General features: G+C 41.8%; 14 protein-coding genes. 4 read left to right on the forward strand and 10 right to left on the reverse strand.

All coding sequences use genetic code 11. The features are described 5' to 3' along the window. Positions 1-342: 342 nt before the first annotated feature. On the forward strand, positions 343-969 hold the full coding sequence (locus BLQ13_RS20445; protein ID WP_090923533.1) for a hypothetical protein: 627 nt from the start codon (positions 343-345) through the stop codon (positions 967-969). A 109-nt stretch (positions 970-1,078) separates the two neighbouring features. Here the strand turns inward: BLQ13_RS20445 and BLQ13_RS20450 are convergent, their stop codons facing one another. Beyond that, entirely contained in the window at positions 1,079-7,378 is a 6,300-nt protein-coding gene (locus BLQ13_RS20450) for an Ig-like domain-containing protein (RefSeq protein WP_090923535.1), read from the reverse strand. Between the two features lie 391 nt (positions 7,379-7,769). Between BLQ13_RS20450 and BLQ13_RS20455 the strand changes: the two genes are divergently transcribed. Both BLQ13_RS20455 and BLQ13_RS20460 read left to right on the forward strand, forming a co-directional pair. After that, positions 7,770-8,318, forward strand: coding sequence for a DUF6199 family natural product biosynthesis protein (locus BLQ13_RS20455; protein WP_139168927.1), 549 nt, complete (start codon positions 7,770-7,772; stop codon positions 8,316-8,318). Positions 8,319-8,706: 388 nt separating this feature from the next. Further along, positions 8,707-9,999, forward strand: coding sequence for a hypothetical protein (locus BLQ13_RS20460; protein WP_090923539.1), 1,293 nt, complete (start codon positions 8,707-8,709; stop codon positions 9,997-9,999). 210 nt (positions 10,000-10,209) lie between these two features. Here BLQ13_RS20460 and BLQ13_RS29115 read toward each other — a convergent pair whose 3' ends face one another. The 4 genes from BLQ13_RS29115 to BLQ13_RS20480 form a co-directional block, all read right to left on the reverse strand. After that, a complete protein-coding gene (locus BLQ13_RS29115) occupies positions 10,210-10,905 on the reverse strand; it encodes a CD3324 family protein (protein ID WP_338060888.1) in 696 nt (231 codons plus the stop codon). An 11-nt stretch (positions 10,906-10,916) separates the two neighbouring features. After that, positions 10,917-11,621 (reverse strand): hypothetical protein, encoded by a 705-nt coding sequence (locus BLQ13_RS20470; RefSeq protein ID WP_090923541.1) that lies wholly within the window; start codon positions 11,619-11,621, stop codon positions 10,917-10,919. Between the two features lie 233 nt (positions 11,622-11,854). Then, positions 11,855-12,730 (reverse strand): AraC family transcriptional regulator, encoded by an 876-nt coding sequence (locus BLQ13_RS20475; protein WP_090923542.1) that lies wholly within the window; start codon positions 12,728-12,730, stop codon positions 11,855-11,857. 103 nt (positions 12,731-12,833) lie between these two features. Beyond that, positions 12,834-14,084 (reverse strand): TerD family protein, encoded by a 1,251-nt coding sequence (locus tag BLQ13_RS20480; RefSeq protein WP_090923543.1) that lies wholly within the window; start codon positions 14,082-14,084, stop codon positions 12,834-12,836. Positions 14,085-14,281: 197 nt separating this feature from the next. Here BLQ13_RS20480 and BLQ13_RS28350 point away from each other — a divergent pair, with 197 nt between their 5' ends. Continuing rightward, positions 14,282-14,476 (forward strand): hypothetical protein, encoded by a 195-nt coding sequence (locus BLQ13_RS28350; protein ID WP_139168928.1) that lies wholly within the window; start codon positions 14,282-14,284, stop codon positions 14,474-14,476. A gap of 673 nt (positions 14,477-15,149) precedes the next feature. On the opposite strand, the gene BLQ13_RS20485 is transcribed toward BLQ13_RS28350, so the two are convergent. The 5 genes from BLQ13_RS20485 to srtB all read right to left on the reverse strand — a co-directional run bounded on the left by BLQ13_RS20485 (position 15,150) and on the right by srtB (position 18,964). Beyond that, positions 15,150-15,911, reverse strand: a complete 762-nt coding sequence (locus tag BLQ13_RS20485) for an alpha/beta fold hydrolase domain-containing protein (protein ID WP_090923544.1) — start codon at positions 15,909-15,911, stop codon at positions 15,150-15,152. A gap of 16 nt (positions 15,912-15,927) precedes the next feature. Then, positions 15,928-16,599: a tetratricopeptide repeat protein gene (locus BLQ13_RS20490; RefSeq protein ID WP_090923545.1), complete on the reverse strand. Its 672-nt coding sequence runs from the start codon at positions 16,597-16,599 to the stop codon at positions 15,928-15,930. A gap of 394 nt (positions 16,600-16,993) precedes the next feature. After that, positions 16,994-17,269, reverse strand: coding sequence for a hypothetical protein (locus tag BLQ13_RS20495; RefSeq protein WP_090923546.1), 276 nt, complete (start codon positions 17,267-17,269; stop codon positions 16,994-16,996). Between the two features lie 68 nt (positions 17,270-17,337). Then, complete coding sequence (locus BLQ13_RS20500; RefSeq protein WP_090923621.1) at positions 17,338-17,976, reverse strand: hypothetical protein; 639 nt, start codon at positions 17,974-17,976, stop codon at positions 17,338-17,340. 211 nt (positions 17,977-18,187) lie between these two features. Further along, positions 18,188-18,964 (reverse strand): class B sortase, encoded by a 777-nt coding sequence (gene srtB, locus BLQ13_RS20505; protein WP_090923547.1) that lies wholly within the window; start codon positions 18,962-18,964, stop codon positions 18,188-18,190. Between the last annotated feature and the right edge of the window lie 15 nt (positions 18,965-18,979).

Genomic DNA, 18,979 nt, shown 5'->3' on the forward strand with positions numbered 1-18,979 from the left:
GGAATAAAATGTTATATATTCTCTTTGTAATCACTTTCTAACTCTGTTAAATGAATGAATCATCCTCTCTCACTGCCACTATGCTTTCCTGCAACTTCTACCAAACATATTTAAGCTCACAACGATATAAACCATCTATTCTAGCATTTGCTGTCCATTAAAGGAGGTGACCCTGAGAGCACTGTACATATGGCTGTCCCATAAATGACCACTGGGGGATGTGTTGATTGCTCTTTCACCACTTCTGACCGAACGCTATGTTGCATTACGGCAATCCCCGTAAGCGTTTGTTGTACTACGCAATTTGCATCAACCATTCTAAGGAATATAGGAGAGTGTCCAATGAAAAAGCTATTTTTCCCAAAATCATTCCGCATTTTGATCGCATGTTTGTTGATCCTGGCCTTTGCTGTACCTACAACGGCTTCCGCAGGCTACCTTGGAGATAAATTGTTGATCGGTCAGAGTATGCAAAAAGGGGACTATCTTACCTCCCAAGACGGCAGGTTTTCAGCCATCTGGCAGGATGACGGGAATTTCGTAATCTACCAGAACGGCTCTTCTCTATGGAGCAGTGGCACAAGTAAAAGCGGAGCACTTTCGTTTAAATTCGAACAACAATATGGGAAGCCTGTCATCTATAAATATGGAACGAAGTGGCAAACGGTTTATCAATATGCTTATCGTTGGGGAACCAACCCGGCGACAGGGAAGTATGAATACTATTATGGCCCGGGCTGGGATACCGTACTGGTAACAGATACAACCAAGCTGGTAGATGCCTGGTTTGCGAATACTGCAGCATGGATTCCTGGTCACCATGGAAGCGCATTACCAACGAGCACAACAGGGGATACTTTCGTCATGCAAAATGACGGTAACCTGGTTCTCTACAATACTACCCTGACCAACGAATATTACCCGAATAGCTGGATTCCTGTCTGGGCTTCCAATACGGGCGGCCGTTAATAGGGGATCGACAGAAGCCTTATATTCATGTTGAATGATACTCGCAATGAATATATGAAAAGCCGAAGCAGGAGTTTATCCCCGCTTCGGCTTTTTTATTTTTCGCGAATTACCACAGATCTTCCGGAATGTATTTTAACATCGTTTCGGAGCCATCTGGATTGATCTTGTACGTATGCGTTCTTGTCGCTTCCTCAAGATGTCCGAATGACCATCTGCCCAAACGGTTGTCTGGATAAGAAGCTTCAACCCCGGTTAATGGGCCTCTGTACAACATCCCATTGATCATTTTGACAGCTTCCTCTCTGGTAAGCTGACTGTTGGGTTTGAAGGAGCCATTTTTGTATCCTGATAGGAATCCAAAACGGTATACCTCATCGATAGACTGCTCCGCCCAGCTCCCTTCAATATCGGTAAACGAGCTGATTCTCAAGACATTGTTCATCTTCAGCTCTCTTGCAACTCCGAGATAACGAGCAATGGCTGTTGCCAGTTCTGCCCGTGTGATCGGTTGATCTGGCTTGAACGTGTTATCTGCATAACCTTTAAATATCTCTTTGTTTACAACTGCTTCGATATAATCGGCTCCCCAGTAACTTGTAGCAACATCGCTGAACAGCTGAACGTGGTGAACCTCATCTTGCAATTGCAGTGTACGGGCAAAGATGGCAGCAATCTCTGCACGGGTAATGAGTCGTCCGGGTTTAACGTTACCATCTGGATATCCCATAATGTAACGGGCGTGCTTATGTTCATAACGGTTAGAATACAACATCACCTTGATCAAGGATGCATCATCTTGTGTATTCGTAAGCGTAAGCTTGTGATCCGTGCCTATACTAGCCGTTATGGTTCCAAAATCTTCACCTTCGTTCATATCGTTAACCTTGAGTTTGAACGTCAGCTTGCCTTGCGTTCCTCCCGTCAGCTTACCAACATTCCACTTGAGTTCTTGGCCTGTCAAAGCACCGCCGTTCGCATCCACCAAACTTAGCCCTGAAGGGATCTTAACTTTGATGTACACACCATCGGCATCGATCGAGGTTTTATTGGCATAGATCACGGTGAAGGTAAGTGTGTCTCCTTCGCCACCCTTCATTTTGTCAACCAGAATCGCTGTAGCGAGATCGATAGACCCCGAAGGCGTCGTAGTTGTTGGAACAGTTGCTGGTGGAGTTGAAGTTGTCGGTGAGTTTGATGCACCCGCACTCGTTCCTGCTCCTGATCCTGTTCCCCCAGATGTTGGCATAGGTGGCATGCTAAAGTTATACAGCACAATATCCGTACCCACATGAATCAGCGGTTGGCTTGGATCAACAACTCTGCTATCAAAATCCTTATATCCAGCTCTCTTCGCAGTTAAATAATAGTCCGTATGCGGAAATACCATAAAGGCATATTGCCCTGTCGCATCACTTGTCTGCGGGTTGGCATTATCCGCTGGTGGGAAGTTATTCACCGGCGGCAAGTTAACAACCGTTCCGTTACTATAATGAAGTGTAACAACAGCACCAGTTATCGGTTGACCTGTTACGGAATCTGTAATTGTACCATACGGGTCAATAAGCACTTCACTGATGCTAATCTGTCCGTCTGCATTAATTTCGGCATTCATGTGCCCTACAACGATAGGTTGTGTCCCGCCTCCTGGAAGCGGAATGTTATAGATGACTTTTGCCGTATAGCTGCCCTTGAGCACACTGTCGATATTAAATATACCATTGTGGTCAACTGGACCTGTATGATCGCCATTGCCATCATTGATCAATACATTGTAGCCACCGCCCACAGTCCCATCGAGCGTTGCGGATTCCCCTTGTGTTTTTCCAACCAGGACAATACCTGATACGGTTTTATTTCCATCAAAGGAATGGCCATCCACACTTCCGTTTACGGGGACGTTCTGATTAAACGTGACCGATTTCTGCTGACCGTTGATCTCAACCAGCTTTGTAATCGATACATCGTACGTCACATTCCCCTGCGGTATAGCAATGGTGTATGCCCCATCAACTCCTGTAATAGCAACCGCGTGAAAATCAGCAATGCCATCTCCGTCAAAATCTTTACTTACTTTAATCGTGGAACCTGCTAACGGATGTCCTGCCTGGTCTGTGACAACACCTGTAATAACCCCAGGAGTAATCGTGATATAGATTGTGTCACTAACCTGGATACCCTTTTGGCTATCATCTACGGTTGCCGTCAGCGGTATGGATACCGATCCCGCACCCCCAAGAACTGCTGCAGTAAAGGTTGTCTTAGCAACGCCTTGTGCATCCGTCAGAACCGTTATCGTATTGGTATTTCCGGTAAAATGACCGTACGTTGTATTCGGTACTTCAAACACAACTTCAACGCCTGCCTGAGGACGCCCCTCTTTATCGGTTATCACCGTCTTAAATTCGGATGTAGCCGTACCATTACCAAGTATGGATGAGGGGTTGGCTGTTAATGTTATCTCGTAATCCACAAGTTCAAAATCTTCGGTGATACGTCCGTTTCCATTCACATTGGCTGTAGACACAGAGACTTCTCTATGTGCCGGGCTATATCCATCACGCACAATTTCCAAAATATAATTATTGATGACAACGTCTTCGAAATTGTACTTCCCATTTGGATCGGTCGTAGTACGCCCCTTCTCTTTACCCGCAAGGTCGCGCAAAATTACAGTAGCACCAGATACCGGATTTTGGGTCTCTTTATCTCTGATTGTTCCATCAATGCTAGGGTTGATAAATGTGATTGTAACCGTAGCTTCGTTGGAATTACCTACTCCATCATAAGCCTGATAAGTGAACGTCACACTGCCAGATATTTCTCCAGCAGGCACAAACGTAAATGAACCATCAGTTTTAACATTCAGTGTACCCTTGCTTGTATCACTCAGGGAGCTGATGTTCACTGCAGTAAGCGTACTGTTCCCTACAACGGTATCATTCGATAGAATACCAGTTGCCGCAGGAACGTTCAGCGTACGGCCCTTCACTACCTGATAGCTGTCATTCTCAGCTGTAGACAGCTTACTGAATTTTGCATAATAGTCTCCAGCTGAGGAAACCGTCAATGGATAAACTTTATCCGTACTTACAGGTGTACCTGTGCCTTCCTCGTTGTCATACCATCCTGCGAAGGCATAGCCTGAAGCTGGATTTGCCGTAATCGTTGCCGATTCGCCAAGTGCGTAGACACCGTCACCTTCTGTTACGCCACCAACATTACCAATGACATGAGTCGTGATCGGCACTTTGATGGTGATGGTAACCGTAGCTGAACTTGAGTAGGCTGTCCCGTCATAGGTCTCATAAGTAAATGTCACATTACCCGATGCATTTGCGTCCGCAACAAACGTAAACGATCCGTCCGGATTTACATGTAGTGTACCTTTGCTCGTATCACTAAGCGAACTGACATGGTCCACGGTGAGCGGATGATTCTCATCATCGGTATCGTTAGAGAGCAAGCCCTTCTCCGCTGGAACATCCAGTGTGTCTCCGCTTCTAACGTTGTAGCTGTCGTTTTTCGCGGTTGGCTTATGTGCAGGTGGTGTAATGTTAATCGTTACCGTCGCTTCATTCGATAGGGCAGAACCATTATTAGCTTTGTAGGTGAATGTCACACTACCCGATGCTTCTGCTTCCGCCACAAAGGTGAATGATCCATTTGAATATACATTCAGTGTGCCCTTGCCTTCATCGCTGATTGAACTGATGCTTACAGCAGTAAGTGTACGTCCCTCACCATCCGTATCGTTGAGCAAAATGCCCTCTTCCACTGGAACACTGAGAGTTTCTCCTCTCACAACGCTATAAGTATCATCACGGGCTACGGGTAGCGATGTAAACTTTGCATAGTAATCCTGATTCGTCTGAACATTGAACTGATAAGTTGCATCCGTACTTACAGGAGTCCCTGTTCCTGATTGGTTGTCATACCATCCTACGAATGTATAACCCTGATTCGGAGTCGCTGTGATTGTCGCAGCATCACCAATGTTATAGGTGGCATCCCCTACAGATGTACCCCCAACGGCTCCAATAACATGCGTGTTGATTACAGCTGTGGTCACGTTGGTTACATCCGTAGATACCGTATTGGACGCAAGGTTAATTCCTGGAATGACAGCATTATCGCTATCTAACGTCTGCGGCGTGCCCGGTGCAGTTTTCGTAAAAGTAAGCACCTTGCTGTCATTGGCTGGAACATCAATCCCTGTTTGGGTTTGGCCATCGCTAATGACGCTGAGCCCTGTAATAGCTGTATTTGTATAGTTATAGATGGTCACTTTGTAATCTATAGACCCGTTAATTGGAACGGTTGCCGGGCCTGTCTTCATAATTCCCATCTGCAAATCAAGCTTCCCGTTGTTTCCAAGTCTCATAATGGCCTTGCCACTATTCAGCGATTCCTCGGTTACATACGTTGCGCCGATTCCACCCGTTTTGGAAATGGTCTGTTTACTTGTTAAAGCCTGATAATAGGGACTGTCAGCAGGTGGGTGGAAGTACGCTGCCGTCTTGGCTCCATCACTCGCATTGCCCGCATTGATGTAACGGGATATGTCCGTCACCTGATCAGGTGCTACTTGAAATGTCGGTTTTACTTTATAACTGATTTTAAAAGAACCGTTTGCTGGCGCGCTATAGTCTCCAGGCTGCGGACTTGTCCGGTTTTTGAAACGGTAAATATGCGATTGCATATCATCTGCGTCAATATACCATGTAAGACTGCTAACGCCTGCGACGGTTTTAATGACCGCCTTACTTCCATACCCCGCGAATGAATACGCTGTACCACCGTTTATATTCGTACTTGTGTCTACTGTCGCAACAGCATCCCCGATTTTTAACGTGGACAGATCCACAGCAAAATCATTGCTGATATCGTCTGCAACAACAATAGCACTCGCGATATCTGCCGTTTCCCCACCGTTCCCCAGATCCGTGGTTTCCGGTATGTTGAGAAGCGGAAGTATCGTTGTAGTAGCCTCAACATCATTGGTTAAACCGGAGAAAGCTGATTTCACAATGTCATACGTTGGGGCAAATGTGTAATAACTACTGTATACAAACGAATTGGCATAGTTAAATCCATTAGGCCCCTGAGATGCATATGCACTCAGTTTGTCATATGTGTTCTTGGCAGTACCATAGTTATAATTACTATCTTCCTTATTCTCGTTGACTCGTTTCGGATCAAGTCCTGCCCACGCATACACAGGCTCGTTACCGTTATACGGTCCATTGATCGCCGTTGTGGAACCCAACCCTACAGTATACACTTTGGACTGAGTGGCTTCTCCCCCATTGTATTCGGTGTATTTACGGTCCATAAGATCCTTCATATATGCACCGGTAAGAATGGTTAACGCAGCAATTTCCGGATCACCTGTATTTGCCAAACCGACGCCCGCTGTAGCTGGCACATACTTGTTAACATTCGTTCCGCTTTGATTATAATTCGGGATTGTTGTAGCCTCAGCTAATGCATTGGCAAAATTGGTCTCAAATGAACTGCCTTTCGGCGAAAGAGACCATGCTTTCTTGGCATGAATTGCCGCTCCATCAGATAGAAGGAATAAATAAGGCTGTCGCTTTGGACCTGCTCCCTTCGTTCCCACCTTACTCATCGTCTTCGAGACACCGTACATGATTCCGTCCTGAGTGGGAGTGCCGGGCCCTAGTCCAACTGCAGGTTGTGTTCCAACGGAACTACCATCTTTGATTAGATTACTGTTCAAAGTAACCGTTTGAGTATTGCCACCTACGTATTTCAGATAGTCTTCTGTACCATGACCCGAACTAAATTCGTAATGTCCCATCTCCATAAATGTACCGAGATGGTTAGCATCAGCTGATCCGCCGAACCAATATACCGCAACACGGTTGTTGGAATTGGCGTTCATGACTGTACGGATGGCGTCATTTGCAGCCTTAGCCATAGCTTCTACGCGATAATAAACGCCTGCATCTCCAGCTGTGAGCGCTATTTCTTTACCGCTGCGGGTACCCATTGAAGAACTCATATCCAAAATAAAAGTTACGTCTGCCGCAGATCCGTTCGCATTGCTGTTACCGCCAACGCCTGGATTCGTGGAGTTGGATGTCATATATTCTTGTGCTAGCGCAGATAATTGAATATTGAATGTACCATCATTCTCTGCCGTAACACTCTTGTCTGTCCAGATCCGTCCATCTGAGGCAGCTGTACCGAAGCCAGCAGGTGCTGTATCTGTGACCGGATCGGCCATTAACTTCACACGATATTGCTTGTAGTTTGCCTCTGCTGTGGTTGGAGCGTTATCTGCATAGGCTACTGAACCTAATAATGCAGATAGGCCACTCCCCCCCAGGATTAAACATACCGTGAGCACAATAGAAATGATTTTTTTGATGCCTTTGGTCATATCCTTTTTGCCTCCATATAAAATTGAAATGTAACTGGTTTCTTGCTGTAGATAATTCTGAATCCCCTTTCATATATGCAACCCAGTTAACTTGCTATAGGGAATTCTTATACTCAACTTACAATGAAGTGCTCTCACAAAGTGACTCTACTAATGATATGACCTACTTTCTATATCAAAATGATTAGCGAGGATTAGTATAACCTCTGTCTCTAAACAAATACTGAACAAGCATTTATTGAGATTATTTCGTAGCTGCTTCACTCGTTTCATATGTTTACCGCTTCAAAGGAATGGTTATGGTTTCAGTAACATTGGGGATTCGATTTTAACAAACAAAATGAGATGCACGTTCAATTCGGATGATGAACATAATTAAGGATGTGATGATTTGACAGGAGTTGTAGGCGTACTAATGTTAATCATAGGTCTAATTATGGCCATATCACCTTACTCCTTTTGGTATTTCAGGTTAGGATGGAAACTTAAAGATGCCAAGCCTAGCGATTTAGCATTACGTGCTGAGCGGTTCTTAGGGGTAATTTTCGTCATTGTTGGTTCCATACTCATTGTCTCAAGCTGCTCATCTAGTCATGGGAAAGACCACGACTGGGCAGACCATTTTAAAGAAAGACTCTCTGCAGGGCAATTACAAGAAATCAACATCGGCCTGTTTAATCCAGTAACATTAACGGATGAAGAGACAAAAACAGTTACTGGCATGATGCAACATGCAGAGCTGAGGCCTATGGATTTCGAGGAAAGTTCTGGAGCAAGCAATATAGGGGAAATAATTTTTAAAGATGGTACTCGCTTGGAATTAATCATTTTTGGATCATCTGGTGGTATTGAATTGCAATCCGATTCTACCGATGCACATTATGAAATCGTAAGTGATAAATTAGAAAATTGGTTTCGTTCAAATTATACAAATCAATAACAAGAGCCCATCCTGCCGGGGCTCTTTCTTCTTGTCTAAGAGATTAGCTTGGCTGTCATAGTATACATACATCACTTCAGATAACTCAAGCTAGACCCTTCTTTTATAAAACCCAACTTTTGTATCATATAAATTTTTTTTATATATCTGGAGTCCGTGTTTATCTGGTTCTAATCTGACTCCTGCGTTAATTCTAGTTCGCCTTGCCCGATTCTCCAGTATAGTTTTCAGTTATATGTACTAAATTTGTTGTTATACGAACTACTTATGGTATGGGTAAAAATAACTACTATTTTTTTCGAAAAAAGGTACTACATTTACAATTCTTATTCATTTTGGTATCTTTAAACCTCGACAAATTACAATCCAATATTTAGGAGGTTTTATCTTGAAAAAGTTAATGTCTTTGTTCCTTGCGACTACATTACTCACTTTTTCTCTAGGTACTAGTGTCTCTGCATCCGATGAAGTATCTAAAGATCGTATCCAAATTCCAAGTAATACCGTATATAGTTTGGATACTAAGGGTGAGAAATTAGGCAAATCAGCCAATTTTGATTCCAGTAGTGTAGATATCAAATCTATGGAGAGTAACGGTGCAGATTCTGTTTCCTTATCCGGTAATGTGAAGACTAGCACTGGAGAGAAAGAATTCCAACTTACAGGCGGGTTAAAGAAGGCTGGTTATACGGACAGTCTGATTGTAGGAGAATTAAAGGATAACAAGGACAATTTTGAAGTTGTCTACTTCGGAATTGATCGCAAACCCAACAGCAATCTAGCTTTATTGCGAGATAAATTCAAGAATGATGATACTGTTGTTAAACTGTATTTGCTTGAAAAGAATACAAGAACCTTTACGTTTTTGGAAACGGATCAGTTAAATGATAAACTTCATACAGATCAGATGTTTAACAATTCGGGCTCTTTTGAAGATGCAGAACATACAGACATGTTTTGGTACGGGAAAGTATTTGAACCCGTTCGAGAAGAAACCAACGATGGACTAACAACATTTGCTGCGTCTCTGGCAAGTGGTAAGTCGGACAAAACATATACTGCAGTATACAACGCGGGTGTTGCTACAATAACAGAAAAAATGACGGTAAGAGCTTATGTTGAGGGTCCCTCATCTCTTAGTGGAGGTTCTGGGGATTTTACCACAAAACTTTATCCCCTGTCCGTAAGTACGACATCTAACGTAGGAACCGTTAACTCCAAAACCTCAGGCTGGAGAATGGGAGTTCATCAAGATACAACCCTTGAAGCTTATACAGCTCCTGGGGATGTAATACGGTCTATTATGTGGGATTCATCTTATAGTACCCTTGGAAAATTAAAACTGAATGTAGCTTGGGGACTGTCGGTTCCTAATACAGGTTTGTCTTTTGGAGTAGGGTATACGAATTCACAGAACATTGCAGCTGGAACATTAAAGGTATATGACAATAGTGGTAGCAGTAAAGTAAGAAGATCAAAATTAACGATTCCGAAAAGTCAAAGGCTGGAGCTTCCAAGCCACTCCTTTGATTCTGTTATTAAAGTTGGTCACTACAGTACACCAAAACAGAAAACATTAAACCTCAAATTCACTTATTATATCTCAAACATTCAGGATAATTACAACGCAGCTACAGGACCACAAACGCATAATCTATCTTTCTCTTACAACTCGAAATAATTCATCAAATCAGGAACACCCGCTATGCGGGTGTTTTTTTTCGTGCGTTTCACGTACTCAACGGGCTAAAGCTATAACAAAAAGCCTTAGGAAAGATCCAAAGGCTAAATCGTTTTAATGGCGTAGGATAAACTGCACAATGTTTGCTTCAGAATTTCATTTTCCGAATTACATTAAGGGCCTCCTTTACAGTATGGCCCAGCTATTAAATCAAACTTTATTAACAAAAATGAATACATTGCCGAAATGTTTCATGAATCTTTTATACTCGGCATTTTCTTTTAATACAATGATGGAGGGATAGGCATTTATTTTGCGTTGTTTCAGCGAAGCGAGAAATTCCTTCTGCATCATGCAATGAAACTTTCCTTCTCTATACTGAATAAGAAGTGGTGGGGACATCGATGTATCATCACTTTCGCTTGCTACGTTCTCCACGTTATCGAATTCTTCATACTGAATAAGGCGTAATGGAAACTGCACCACTCCAAAGTATAAACCATCTTCCTTTATAAGTCCCTGCACATCGGGAGAGGCCTGGCAAGTGAGCAACAGATAACATTGTATCCATTCTTCAAGCATGCCGGTATTGGCATAGCTTACAGCTGATTCTATTGTCGGAGAATACGTTAATTGTGCATCGGTATGCTTCGAGTAGATGATTTTCTTAATGGAGTCCAGAGATAAATAATATTCATCCGCAAGTTCTGATACAGTGAGCCCATGAGCGTACTTATTTCGGATCATTTGATTGCGCTTTCTGAGTTGAGTTCGGTAACCGGACGTTTCGCCCCAACCCTTTTTTTCCTCCCCGGAAGGAATATACAATAGTTTGCCTGCCGCATACTTCTGAACTTCTTTTATCAGTTCCTCGGGGAGGACATCGCTAGCATTGATATATTTCATAATATCACCATCTATAAAGCGTAAATTCGATCTTTTAGTTCACTGATAGACTTCATAATGGACCGGCAGGACTCCGTATCATCAATAGATGCGTGCCAGCGCAAGACGTCAATGCCTTTATAATAAGCCATACATAGAAATCTTTCCTGAAAATCGGGTATGACAATCTCCCTTTTTTTGCAGTAATCAAATAATAATTCTGGAATACGCAAGTATGGCTTATTTAAATCCATAATTACAAAATCGAGAAGAAAATCGCCGATGCCGGATCTGCTCCAGTCAGGGAATCCAACCGTCGTTTTGCCATCCGTGATCAGATTAACGAAGAATGTATTGTTATAGACCAAATAGCGTTTCCCCTCACAATACGGGATTCTATCCTTCATTTCCTGCAAATATGTTTCAAAAAATTCACGATCAAGTATCGTTGTCTCGAACATCTCCTGCCAATTGTACCAATAGCCCTCTTGAGGTTCTGCGAATGTTTCGATCAGAAATTCTTTACAGCTTCCGTATTCTGTTTTGCATTCCTCATCAAATTCACCGTAGCCCTCAATTCCCTGGATATCAGATACATGAATTTCCATGATCTTGTCAAAAAATAGCTCGTGGCACTCAGCAAACTCTTCCAGGTTTAATTGATCAGCGATACGTCCATTCGGCGTCATATTTACGTTTCCAGATAGCATCGAACGAATCATGTGGTCCTTACTCATCTCTTCTTCTCCCTTTCTCAATTAAGATTCATCAGGTTCGCATCTGACATAAGAAAAGGATACCACTCGAATGATGCGGGATATAGGCAATGAATATCTTAAGTGAACTTTACATAGCTCTATAAAAATTCCCCTATACTTGGATCAGGGTTTACCATGCTGTGTTCAAACATACGTTTAAGGCCATCCTCTGATGGATGGCCTTAAATACAAGTAACCGCACTACTATTCTATTATCTTGGAATAACAGGTATCCAAATCTCGCTCTTAAAGTTGGGAGATGACACATCTTTACCTTCATTCCATAAGATTTCCGGTCCTTCCGCCACTTCATAGCTGGCAGAAGGAAACCATTCGGAATAGATTCGACCCCATACCTGTTGTAACGTTTCCGGGAAAGGTCCAACCGCTTCGAAGACGGCCCACGTCATTGCGGGAACCTCTAACTCTGCAAATCTCTCAGGAAACTCCTTGGATGATGTAGCAGCACCTATATAATGGTCCAGCTCTCCTCTTTCCTCCATTCGCCCTTCAGAAAAATGCACCGAAGCTGAAATTAATCCCTGTGGCTCAACATTGGAAAGTTGTTTCAATTCACCAATATCCTCACTGGTTAAGCTTTGCCACATTGATGCAATTTCGGGGTTCACCCCGTCAAATTGAATGGGTACCCTCTTCATTATGCCTACAATATAGAACGATTCCTTCTCAACAACACGATAGTTCATTGCATTTCCTCCCTGAACAGTTAATTGGAAGGTCATTCGTGGATAGGCTACTAAAGACGACACATGCGACCTGACCGATGAGGGCGTTATTCCGTGCAATGCTTGGAAAGCTCTGGAGAAAGCATCAGCTGATCGATAACCATATTTCACTGCCACATCCACAATTCTTAAATCTCCAGCTTGAAGTTCGAATGCCGCGAGAGTCAGACGCCTCCTCCGGATGTATTCCGACAACGGAATGCCTGCAAGAAAGGAAAACATTCTTGAAAAATGATAGTCTGAACAATGTGCCCGTTTCGCTGCTTCCTTCAGATCGATGTCTTCCTCAAGATGATCTTCAATATACTGTAAGGCTCTATTCAGATTGGCCAGCGAATCCATCCAAATGACCTCCTTTCAGGTATAGAATATCAAGAGTGGAATGTTCACATCCGACATTTCATGCACAGATTTGTGGGACAGTTAACTTGAACGAACCATTTGATTATTTATAGTCATTCATCGGCCCTTTATCCATGATCACTTCTACCATTTTGGAAGATCCCATCTTGAGCTTGGGCCTATTCTCTGAATTAGGCTTACTATAAAGCTCCAATGGACTTATGATTACACCGTCTGGTGTGTTATACAGTATTCCTGGTACACAGGTATATATCTTATCATTGTTATTAGCATTCTTAGCCGAGATCGTAACAGAGGTTCCCTCATGATTATCTATACTCATCGAGACCTTGTATCTGTAGAAAGAACCCGTCCCATTGGACTGAGCTGAATAAACGACAGGAACAACCGCGAGGATATCATCTCTTAATCTTAACTTGATCACCTCTGTCTTAATGGCTTGGTTACTTCTCCCCACATCACCCTTATGTTCTACAGCACCGTTACCATAGCTTTGAAGTGGCGGTACACCCTTCGCACCAAACATAGCTACATCAATCTGCTTACCATCCTTGGTGTAGACCAAAGCGTAGATATCATAATCCGTTCCAGTCTCCCATGATACTGTAGCTGTAATCTCTGGCGTTTTATCAATGAGTACCGACTTTTGCCCTTTTTCGAGGTTAATCTTCCCCGTTACCTTTTGAAGGTTTAATGATGACTTGGATGGTTGCGTACTTTTCTGATCCGTTGCAGCACTACTTGTTGAATCAGGGACTTTTGATGATGGATCGGGAGTAATCTGAGGCTCAGCAGGTTTGCTTGGTTCGTCCGCTTCAACCTCAACACCATAGTTTTTACACAATCCTTCAAGCCCTGAATTAAATCCGCGCCAGATTGATTTTGCCTTGGTTTGTCCATTCCTTAAATATAATTCCAGAACTACGATTCCATTTTCGTTCGTGAAGCTGGAGGGAGATAACTGAATAACTGTATTATCAGTACATATCTCAGCTGTCAGATTTTTCACATTCGAAAATCCCGTGTTATGATCCTCTGTCAGTGTTATAGCTATTTTGGTTATCCCTTCAGGAACTTTATCCATATCGAAATCAATTCTATGTACTTTGGTATTGCCTGCTTGCTCGGATGGTAAAAGAGTGGCTACACCTGTGGAACTTGTTGGTTGATTGTAAAAAATGATCCCGCTATCTCCTTGCACCTTGTCCGAATCGGTTAAAAGGAAGGCTGTTAATGAAACATCGATCGAATTCGAAATCTCGTGACTAATCCGGATACTCCCTTTTGCTGAACTTAAAGTTGTATTTGCTCCCATCTGAAGAAACTGACTCATCTAAGATCACTCCCTATCCCTTGATTTCTCGTACTCAAGCTGATCTTTTCGTTCCCAAAGCGCAGAATATGTACTGACTCACTTATATTACCACAAGAAGGAAATACTTAGGAGCTGAATCACTTCCAGTACGGTAATCACTCTTCCTCTCATGACATGTAGTTTCAATCCATTACGTGGGGCCATTTCATTTAAATTTGAACGACAATACGGGAAACCTGTTATCTATCGATATGGAACGAAGTGGCAGACTGTTTATCAATATACAGGGAAGTAATCTGCCAGCAGATACAACAGGTGACACCTTCATAATGCAAATTGGTGGCAATCTGTTTCTCTACAACACAACATTAACCAACGCGTATTACCCGAATAGCTGGATACCTGTCTGAGCTTCCAATACAGGCGGCCGTTAAGAGAGACAGACAACAGCAGGCACTTTTGGTGAATAATATTCACCATGAATATGTGGAAAAGCCGAAGCAGGAGTTCATCCCTGCCTCGGCTCTTTTTCGTTTTTCTTTATTGCGTTTTCCTGACTTACTTGATTCCGTTTAGATCCTATTGAAAATCACTTCAAAATCACCTTGTACCATTAGATGCTTAATGACTTCTTGGATGCGACTACGACTGCATTCATCCAAAAGGATCATGTCACTTTCCCAGTTATACTTTCCATGTAAGCACTCACCCGTTTGTTTGTTCTTTTCTGCCAAGGAATAGATGTTCTTGTATGTATAAAATGACGCGACCCATCTTGACCCATCTCCAAATGGAGTATTACATGTCTTTCAGTACAATCACCTCCTAGCGACTTAAATGACCTTACTCTTACGTTCGAAGCGATCCCAAGAAAGCATTCCTCTTTTTATCATTGCACTTTTAGGGCCATCCTTTACGGAACGGCCCATGCGTCAATCAAACTTTATCCGTAATAACAAAATTGAGAAGAGTGCATATTACACACCAAATAGCTTCCTTGTTATCGTCTTTATGTTCTGCTCCTCTGCACCGGTTTTGGAGCAAAATCAAGGAAAACTCAAAAAAAAACCATAAACCATGTTCTTAGATAGTAGAAGTAAAGAGTAACTCATTTAATACATTCTCTAGTTCGCCTCTATCTTTGAAGTATGTCGTTAAGTTATGAACGTTGAGGTCATATTTATGCAGATGCACATTTTTTAATCCACTTAACCGTTCTGCATACGTTGTATCTGGGGTACCATAATAGATATGATATTCATTGTGTTCAAGTAGCTGTATTTGCTCCCTTTCTCGAAAGATTTTCACCAAATTCAGATACTCCCGAGGAGCATCTCTAGGGATATCATCTAGGAATGGGATAATCCAGCTCATTTCATCAGTGTAATCCTTTTTATCTAAATCAAAATATGTTTGGGGACCGAAGGCATGAACAGTAACCTTAAATCGAGTTAGTAATCCAAATAATAATGCAGCATATCCACCCATCGAAAGCCCCATTACTATAATTTTATTAAATCGATTAGCGGGAATTAAATCTTCTATATAAGTGAGCATCTGATCGAAGGTTTCTACATCTAGGATATTGAGAAGCCCTTTATGGAACCAAGCCTTTTTGTTGTCTCTTATAATAATTCTATTTACACCCATGGATTGAGTAGAACGGTAAAATTCAAATGGCGGGGGTATTTTGGGACTAGGTGTACGAGCACCTCTGCCGCAAAATATAATTAGTAACGTATCACTATCTTTGGTAAAATCAATCACAATACTTTTGTTTGTGTTTCTTAGAAACTTGTCAACTAAATGTTCGTTGTGTCGATTTATATAAAATTCTCCACCCAAGTTATTCACTCTTTCATCAAGTATAGTAGTAACATTCGGCTAACATTTCACTTACTTCGGCAATAATTACTGTATTTGTTGTTACCTGTAATAGACGTTCAAAATAATAAATAGAAGTACGAATTTCACCATTCACTTTGTACATAAAACCCAAATTATATAGTATATCTGTACTACTCGGATTCAGAAGATAACACTGACGAAGTATGCGAATGGCTTGTTCAATGTCGTTCTCTAAATAAAGAGTCATAGCCAGATAGCTCAGCCACTCCTCATCATTCTCAACCACATCCGTTAGTAATTCAATAATTTTCCTTGCCTTTATAACATGTCCATTATTGATCAGTACTGAAATCCCTTTTTTTAACTCTGTATATTCATCTGATTTTGTGTCCTTCTGCTCATTAATTCCATACCACGCTTCGTAAATATATTCCCATATAATTTCCTGTTCCAACTCAGTAGAATTGAAAATTTGAAAATGGATTTGATATGGTTTTGGTTCATAGATTCCAGGTACTGTAATTAATATTTCGCTATCAAATATATAGTCTGAAAAGTCATCAAAACTTGTAGACAATGCAATTCTTACGTCAAAATAAGTTTTAATTAGATCAGGTATTTCAATTTTTTCGATATCCAAATCCTCTACAACTAATCCTATTCTAGGCTTAAATGGCCTTCTCATCTGTACTTTTTCTCCTTTCAGACGTTAATACAAATATCGGAATATTCTACGAATAAATGTATACTTGCAATCAAATTAATAAATAGTTCTAGCTTCATTGGTTAAACTCAATAACCCTTGCGCACTCTGATAAGCCAATACCACAAGTCTTATTACAATATTCAACCACTTAACTACTTATAGTTTTTTTGGTCTCTTTATCCATGATTACTTCTACCATTTTGGAAGATCCCATCTTCAGCTCGGGCCAAAACTCATATCTTAAAAAGAACCGGTCCCGTTGGACTGAGCTGAATAAACGACAGTAGATAGAGTTTCTTTCCCCCTCTAAAAATAGACAAAAAACACCACTGATAACGTTATATCAGTAGAGTTTATAGGCATTGTTCTGGACTTACATTTCCCGAAGCAACGACGTATCCAATTCGCCTCTCCCCAAATAACCGCTGCAGAGAACAGGACGGTTAAGGATTTCATATATTTTTTTATTATTCGTTGTATGATCCTCAGACCACACTTCGAACGAGTCGAACTCTTCCTTCGAAACCTGATGGTACTCCGGGGAGTCTGTTATGCCGGTTAAAATCTCATATGCATAAATGTTATTGCCAAACATCCCTACAGATTGGGCACTGCCTGTTTTTATGCGGACATATTCGGTGTACCTCACGATGATCACTCTTCCTCTCATAATTTCCGATTTTCATCTATTGCACTTAAAAAATTCGTCTATTGCGCTTAAGAAAACTGACAGAAACCGGCTACAGGGTGTTCTATTTCAGTATCCATTTTGGCGAAAATATATAGCGAACCAAAACCAAATGGATAATTGCCATCCTCTTGAATCAATGTATCGGGATAACCATCTTCATCGACTTGGAAAAAGAATGATAGTGACTCTTTCTTGAGTTCTGCGAAATAATAGTCTTCATCCTGAATCAGTCTCGGATTACCGCCCACCTTGATCAAAAAGGGCTGCTCCATGGATTCTTCGTCCATGCTTCGTTCTCCGTGTGAGATGGAGTGTCTTATCAGATCTTTGTGAGTAAAAGACCCCTGGATGCTTTCTGCTGAAACAGGATGTTCAATCACCTTGATCGAGCAATCAGGATAGATGTTATTTTCCAGATAGCTTTCACGATTTTCAGGGATAAAGATCGAGATCATGCTCTCTGGTTTGAAGGGATGGTTAAGGCTCAGATAAAAAGCATACTTTTGGTTACCTTCGTGGATGAGTTCAGATTGGTCGTCAAAAAACTCAGGTGCATTACCGCCGATCCAGCCTGCTCTATGTTCACTGGTTAAGAACGGTTCGGCATAATAAAGAATAGATTCTACTCTAGTCGTCAACATATTCGCTTGATTCTCTATCGGCACTTTACAACTCCCTCTCCAGAATCTGATATTTACTTGTTTATTCGCATATATAACACTCATCTCCATTATAAAGAAGACTCCTCTCTAATCCACCTACGTTTAACCTCAATCCTGGAACTTCATTAAAAGTTAGGGGATAACACAAAAAAACGTGTCCTCTAAAGAGGACACGCGAGATGAAACCCATTCATTCCATGTTTGGTCATCGGCCTTAACGCTTTTTAGCAACTACCGCTAGCCGGCCATTTTCAGTCGAATATTCACATGTGGACAGTACAACAAGTTTATCACCATACTGAGCGTTTACACCTGTGTCGTAAAGAGCGATTTTTTTGATATTCTGAACATATGAATCAAACTCGGTGGACGTCTGTACATCCCCAATTTGATAGTACTTAAACACGTCATCTGATTTACGATACACTTTGGATAGAATCACAGCAACAATCTCGTACTCTTCCTTTTCGTAAAGCGTATTAAACTCGAATGTAGCGTGCTCTTTATAAAAGCTTTCACTCTTGTATTTCATTAGGTCTTTAAACATCCAGCCACTTTTCATATGATGTCCGTGAATTAGCAAAATATCTGAGCCCCTGATCTGGCTATGCCTGTCCAAAAAAGGAAGGCCTCCTTGGGTCTCCTTTTTATCAAAATCATGATCCAGATAATAATCCGCATCCTGTGGATTTTGCATGACAGGATATTCAATTCGAGTGCCGTTAATCTTCAGCCAGCCCACAATGTCCGAGTTCCGCTCGTAAAGGCCTTGAAATTCAGGAAGCATGACTCGCTTTTTCTTCTTACTGAACAAAAAAGAGGGGATTGCATCCCCTCCGTTTTTATTCGACCCTTCCTCCCACATGTTCGCCAACTCATCTATTTTCTGTTGCTCAGCATAATCTCGCAGCAGCGTTCTTGAAATACCGATGAGAGAGAATACCAACACAAGGGAGGAAATGGCGATAAGAATTTTTTTGGTTTTGCTCATGTTCTTACCGCCTTT

It is taken from the genome of Paenibacillus polysaccharolyticus (assembly GCF_900102085.1).
GTDB lineage: Bacteria > Bacillota > Bacilli > Paenibacillales > Paenibacillaceae > Paenibacillus > Paenibacillus polysaccharolyticus.

What these genes read in the sequence shown, in the direction of transcription:
- BLQ13_RS20490 (WP_090923545.1), bottom strand. Translation starts at nt 16,599, where the DNA reads ATGAGAAGGCCATTTAAGCCTAGAATAGGATTAGTTGTAGAGGATTTG.
- BLQ13_RS20480 (WP_090923543.1), bottom strand. Translation starts at nt 14,084, where the DNA reads ATGAGTCAGTTTCTTCAGATGGGAGCAAATACAACTTTAAGTTCAGCA.
- BLQ13_RS29115 (WP_338060888.1), bottom strand. Translation starts at nt 10,905, where the DNA reads ATGAAATATATCAATGCTAGCGATGTCCTCCCCGAGGAACTGATAAAA.
- BLQ13_RS20475 (WP_090923542.1), bottom strand. Translation starts at nt 12,730, where the DNA reads ATGGATTCGCTGGCCAATCTGAATAGAGCCTTACAGTATATTGAAGAT.
- BLQ13_RS20445 (WP_090923533.1), top strand. Translation starts at nt 343, where the DNA reads ATGAAAAAGCTATTTTTCCCAAAATCATTCCGCATTTTGATCGCATGT.
- srtB (WP_090923547.1), bottom strand. Translation starts at nt 18,964, where the DNA reads ATGAGCAAAACCAAAAAAATTCTTATCGCCATTTCCTCCCTTGTGTTG.
- BLQ13_RS20450 (WP_090923535.1), bottom strand. Translation starts at nt 7,378, where the DNA reads ATGACCAAAGGCATCAAAAAAATCATTTCTATTGTGCTCACGGTATGT.
- BLQ13_RS20470 (WP_090923541.1), bottom strand. Translation starts at nt 11,621, where the DNA reads ATGAGTAAGGACCACATGATTCGTTCGATGCTATCTGGAAACGTAAAT.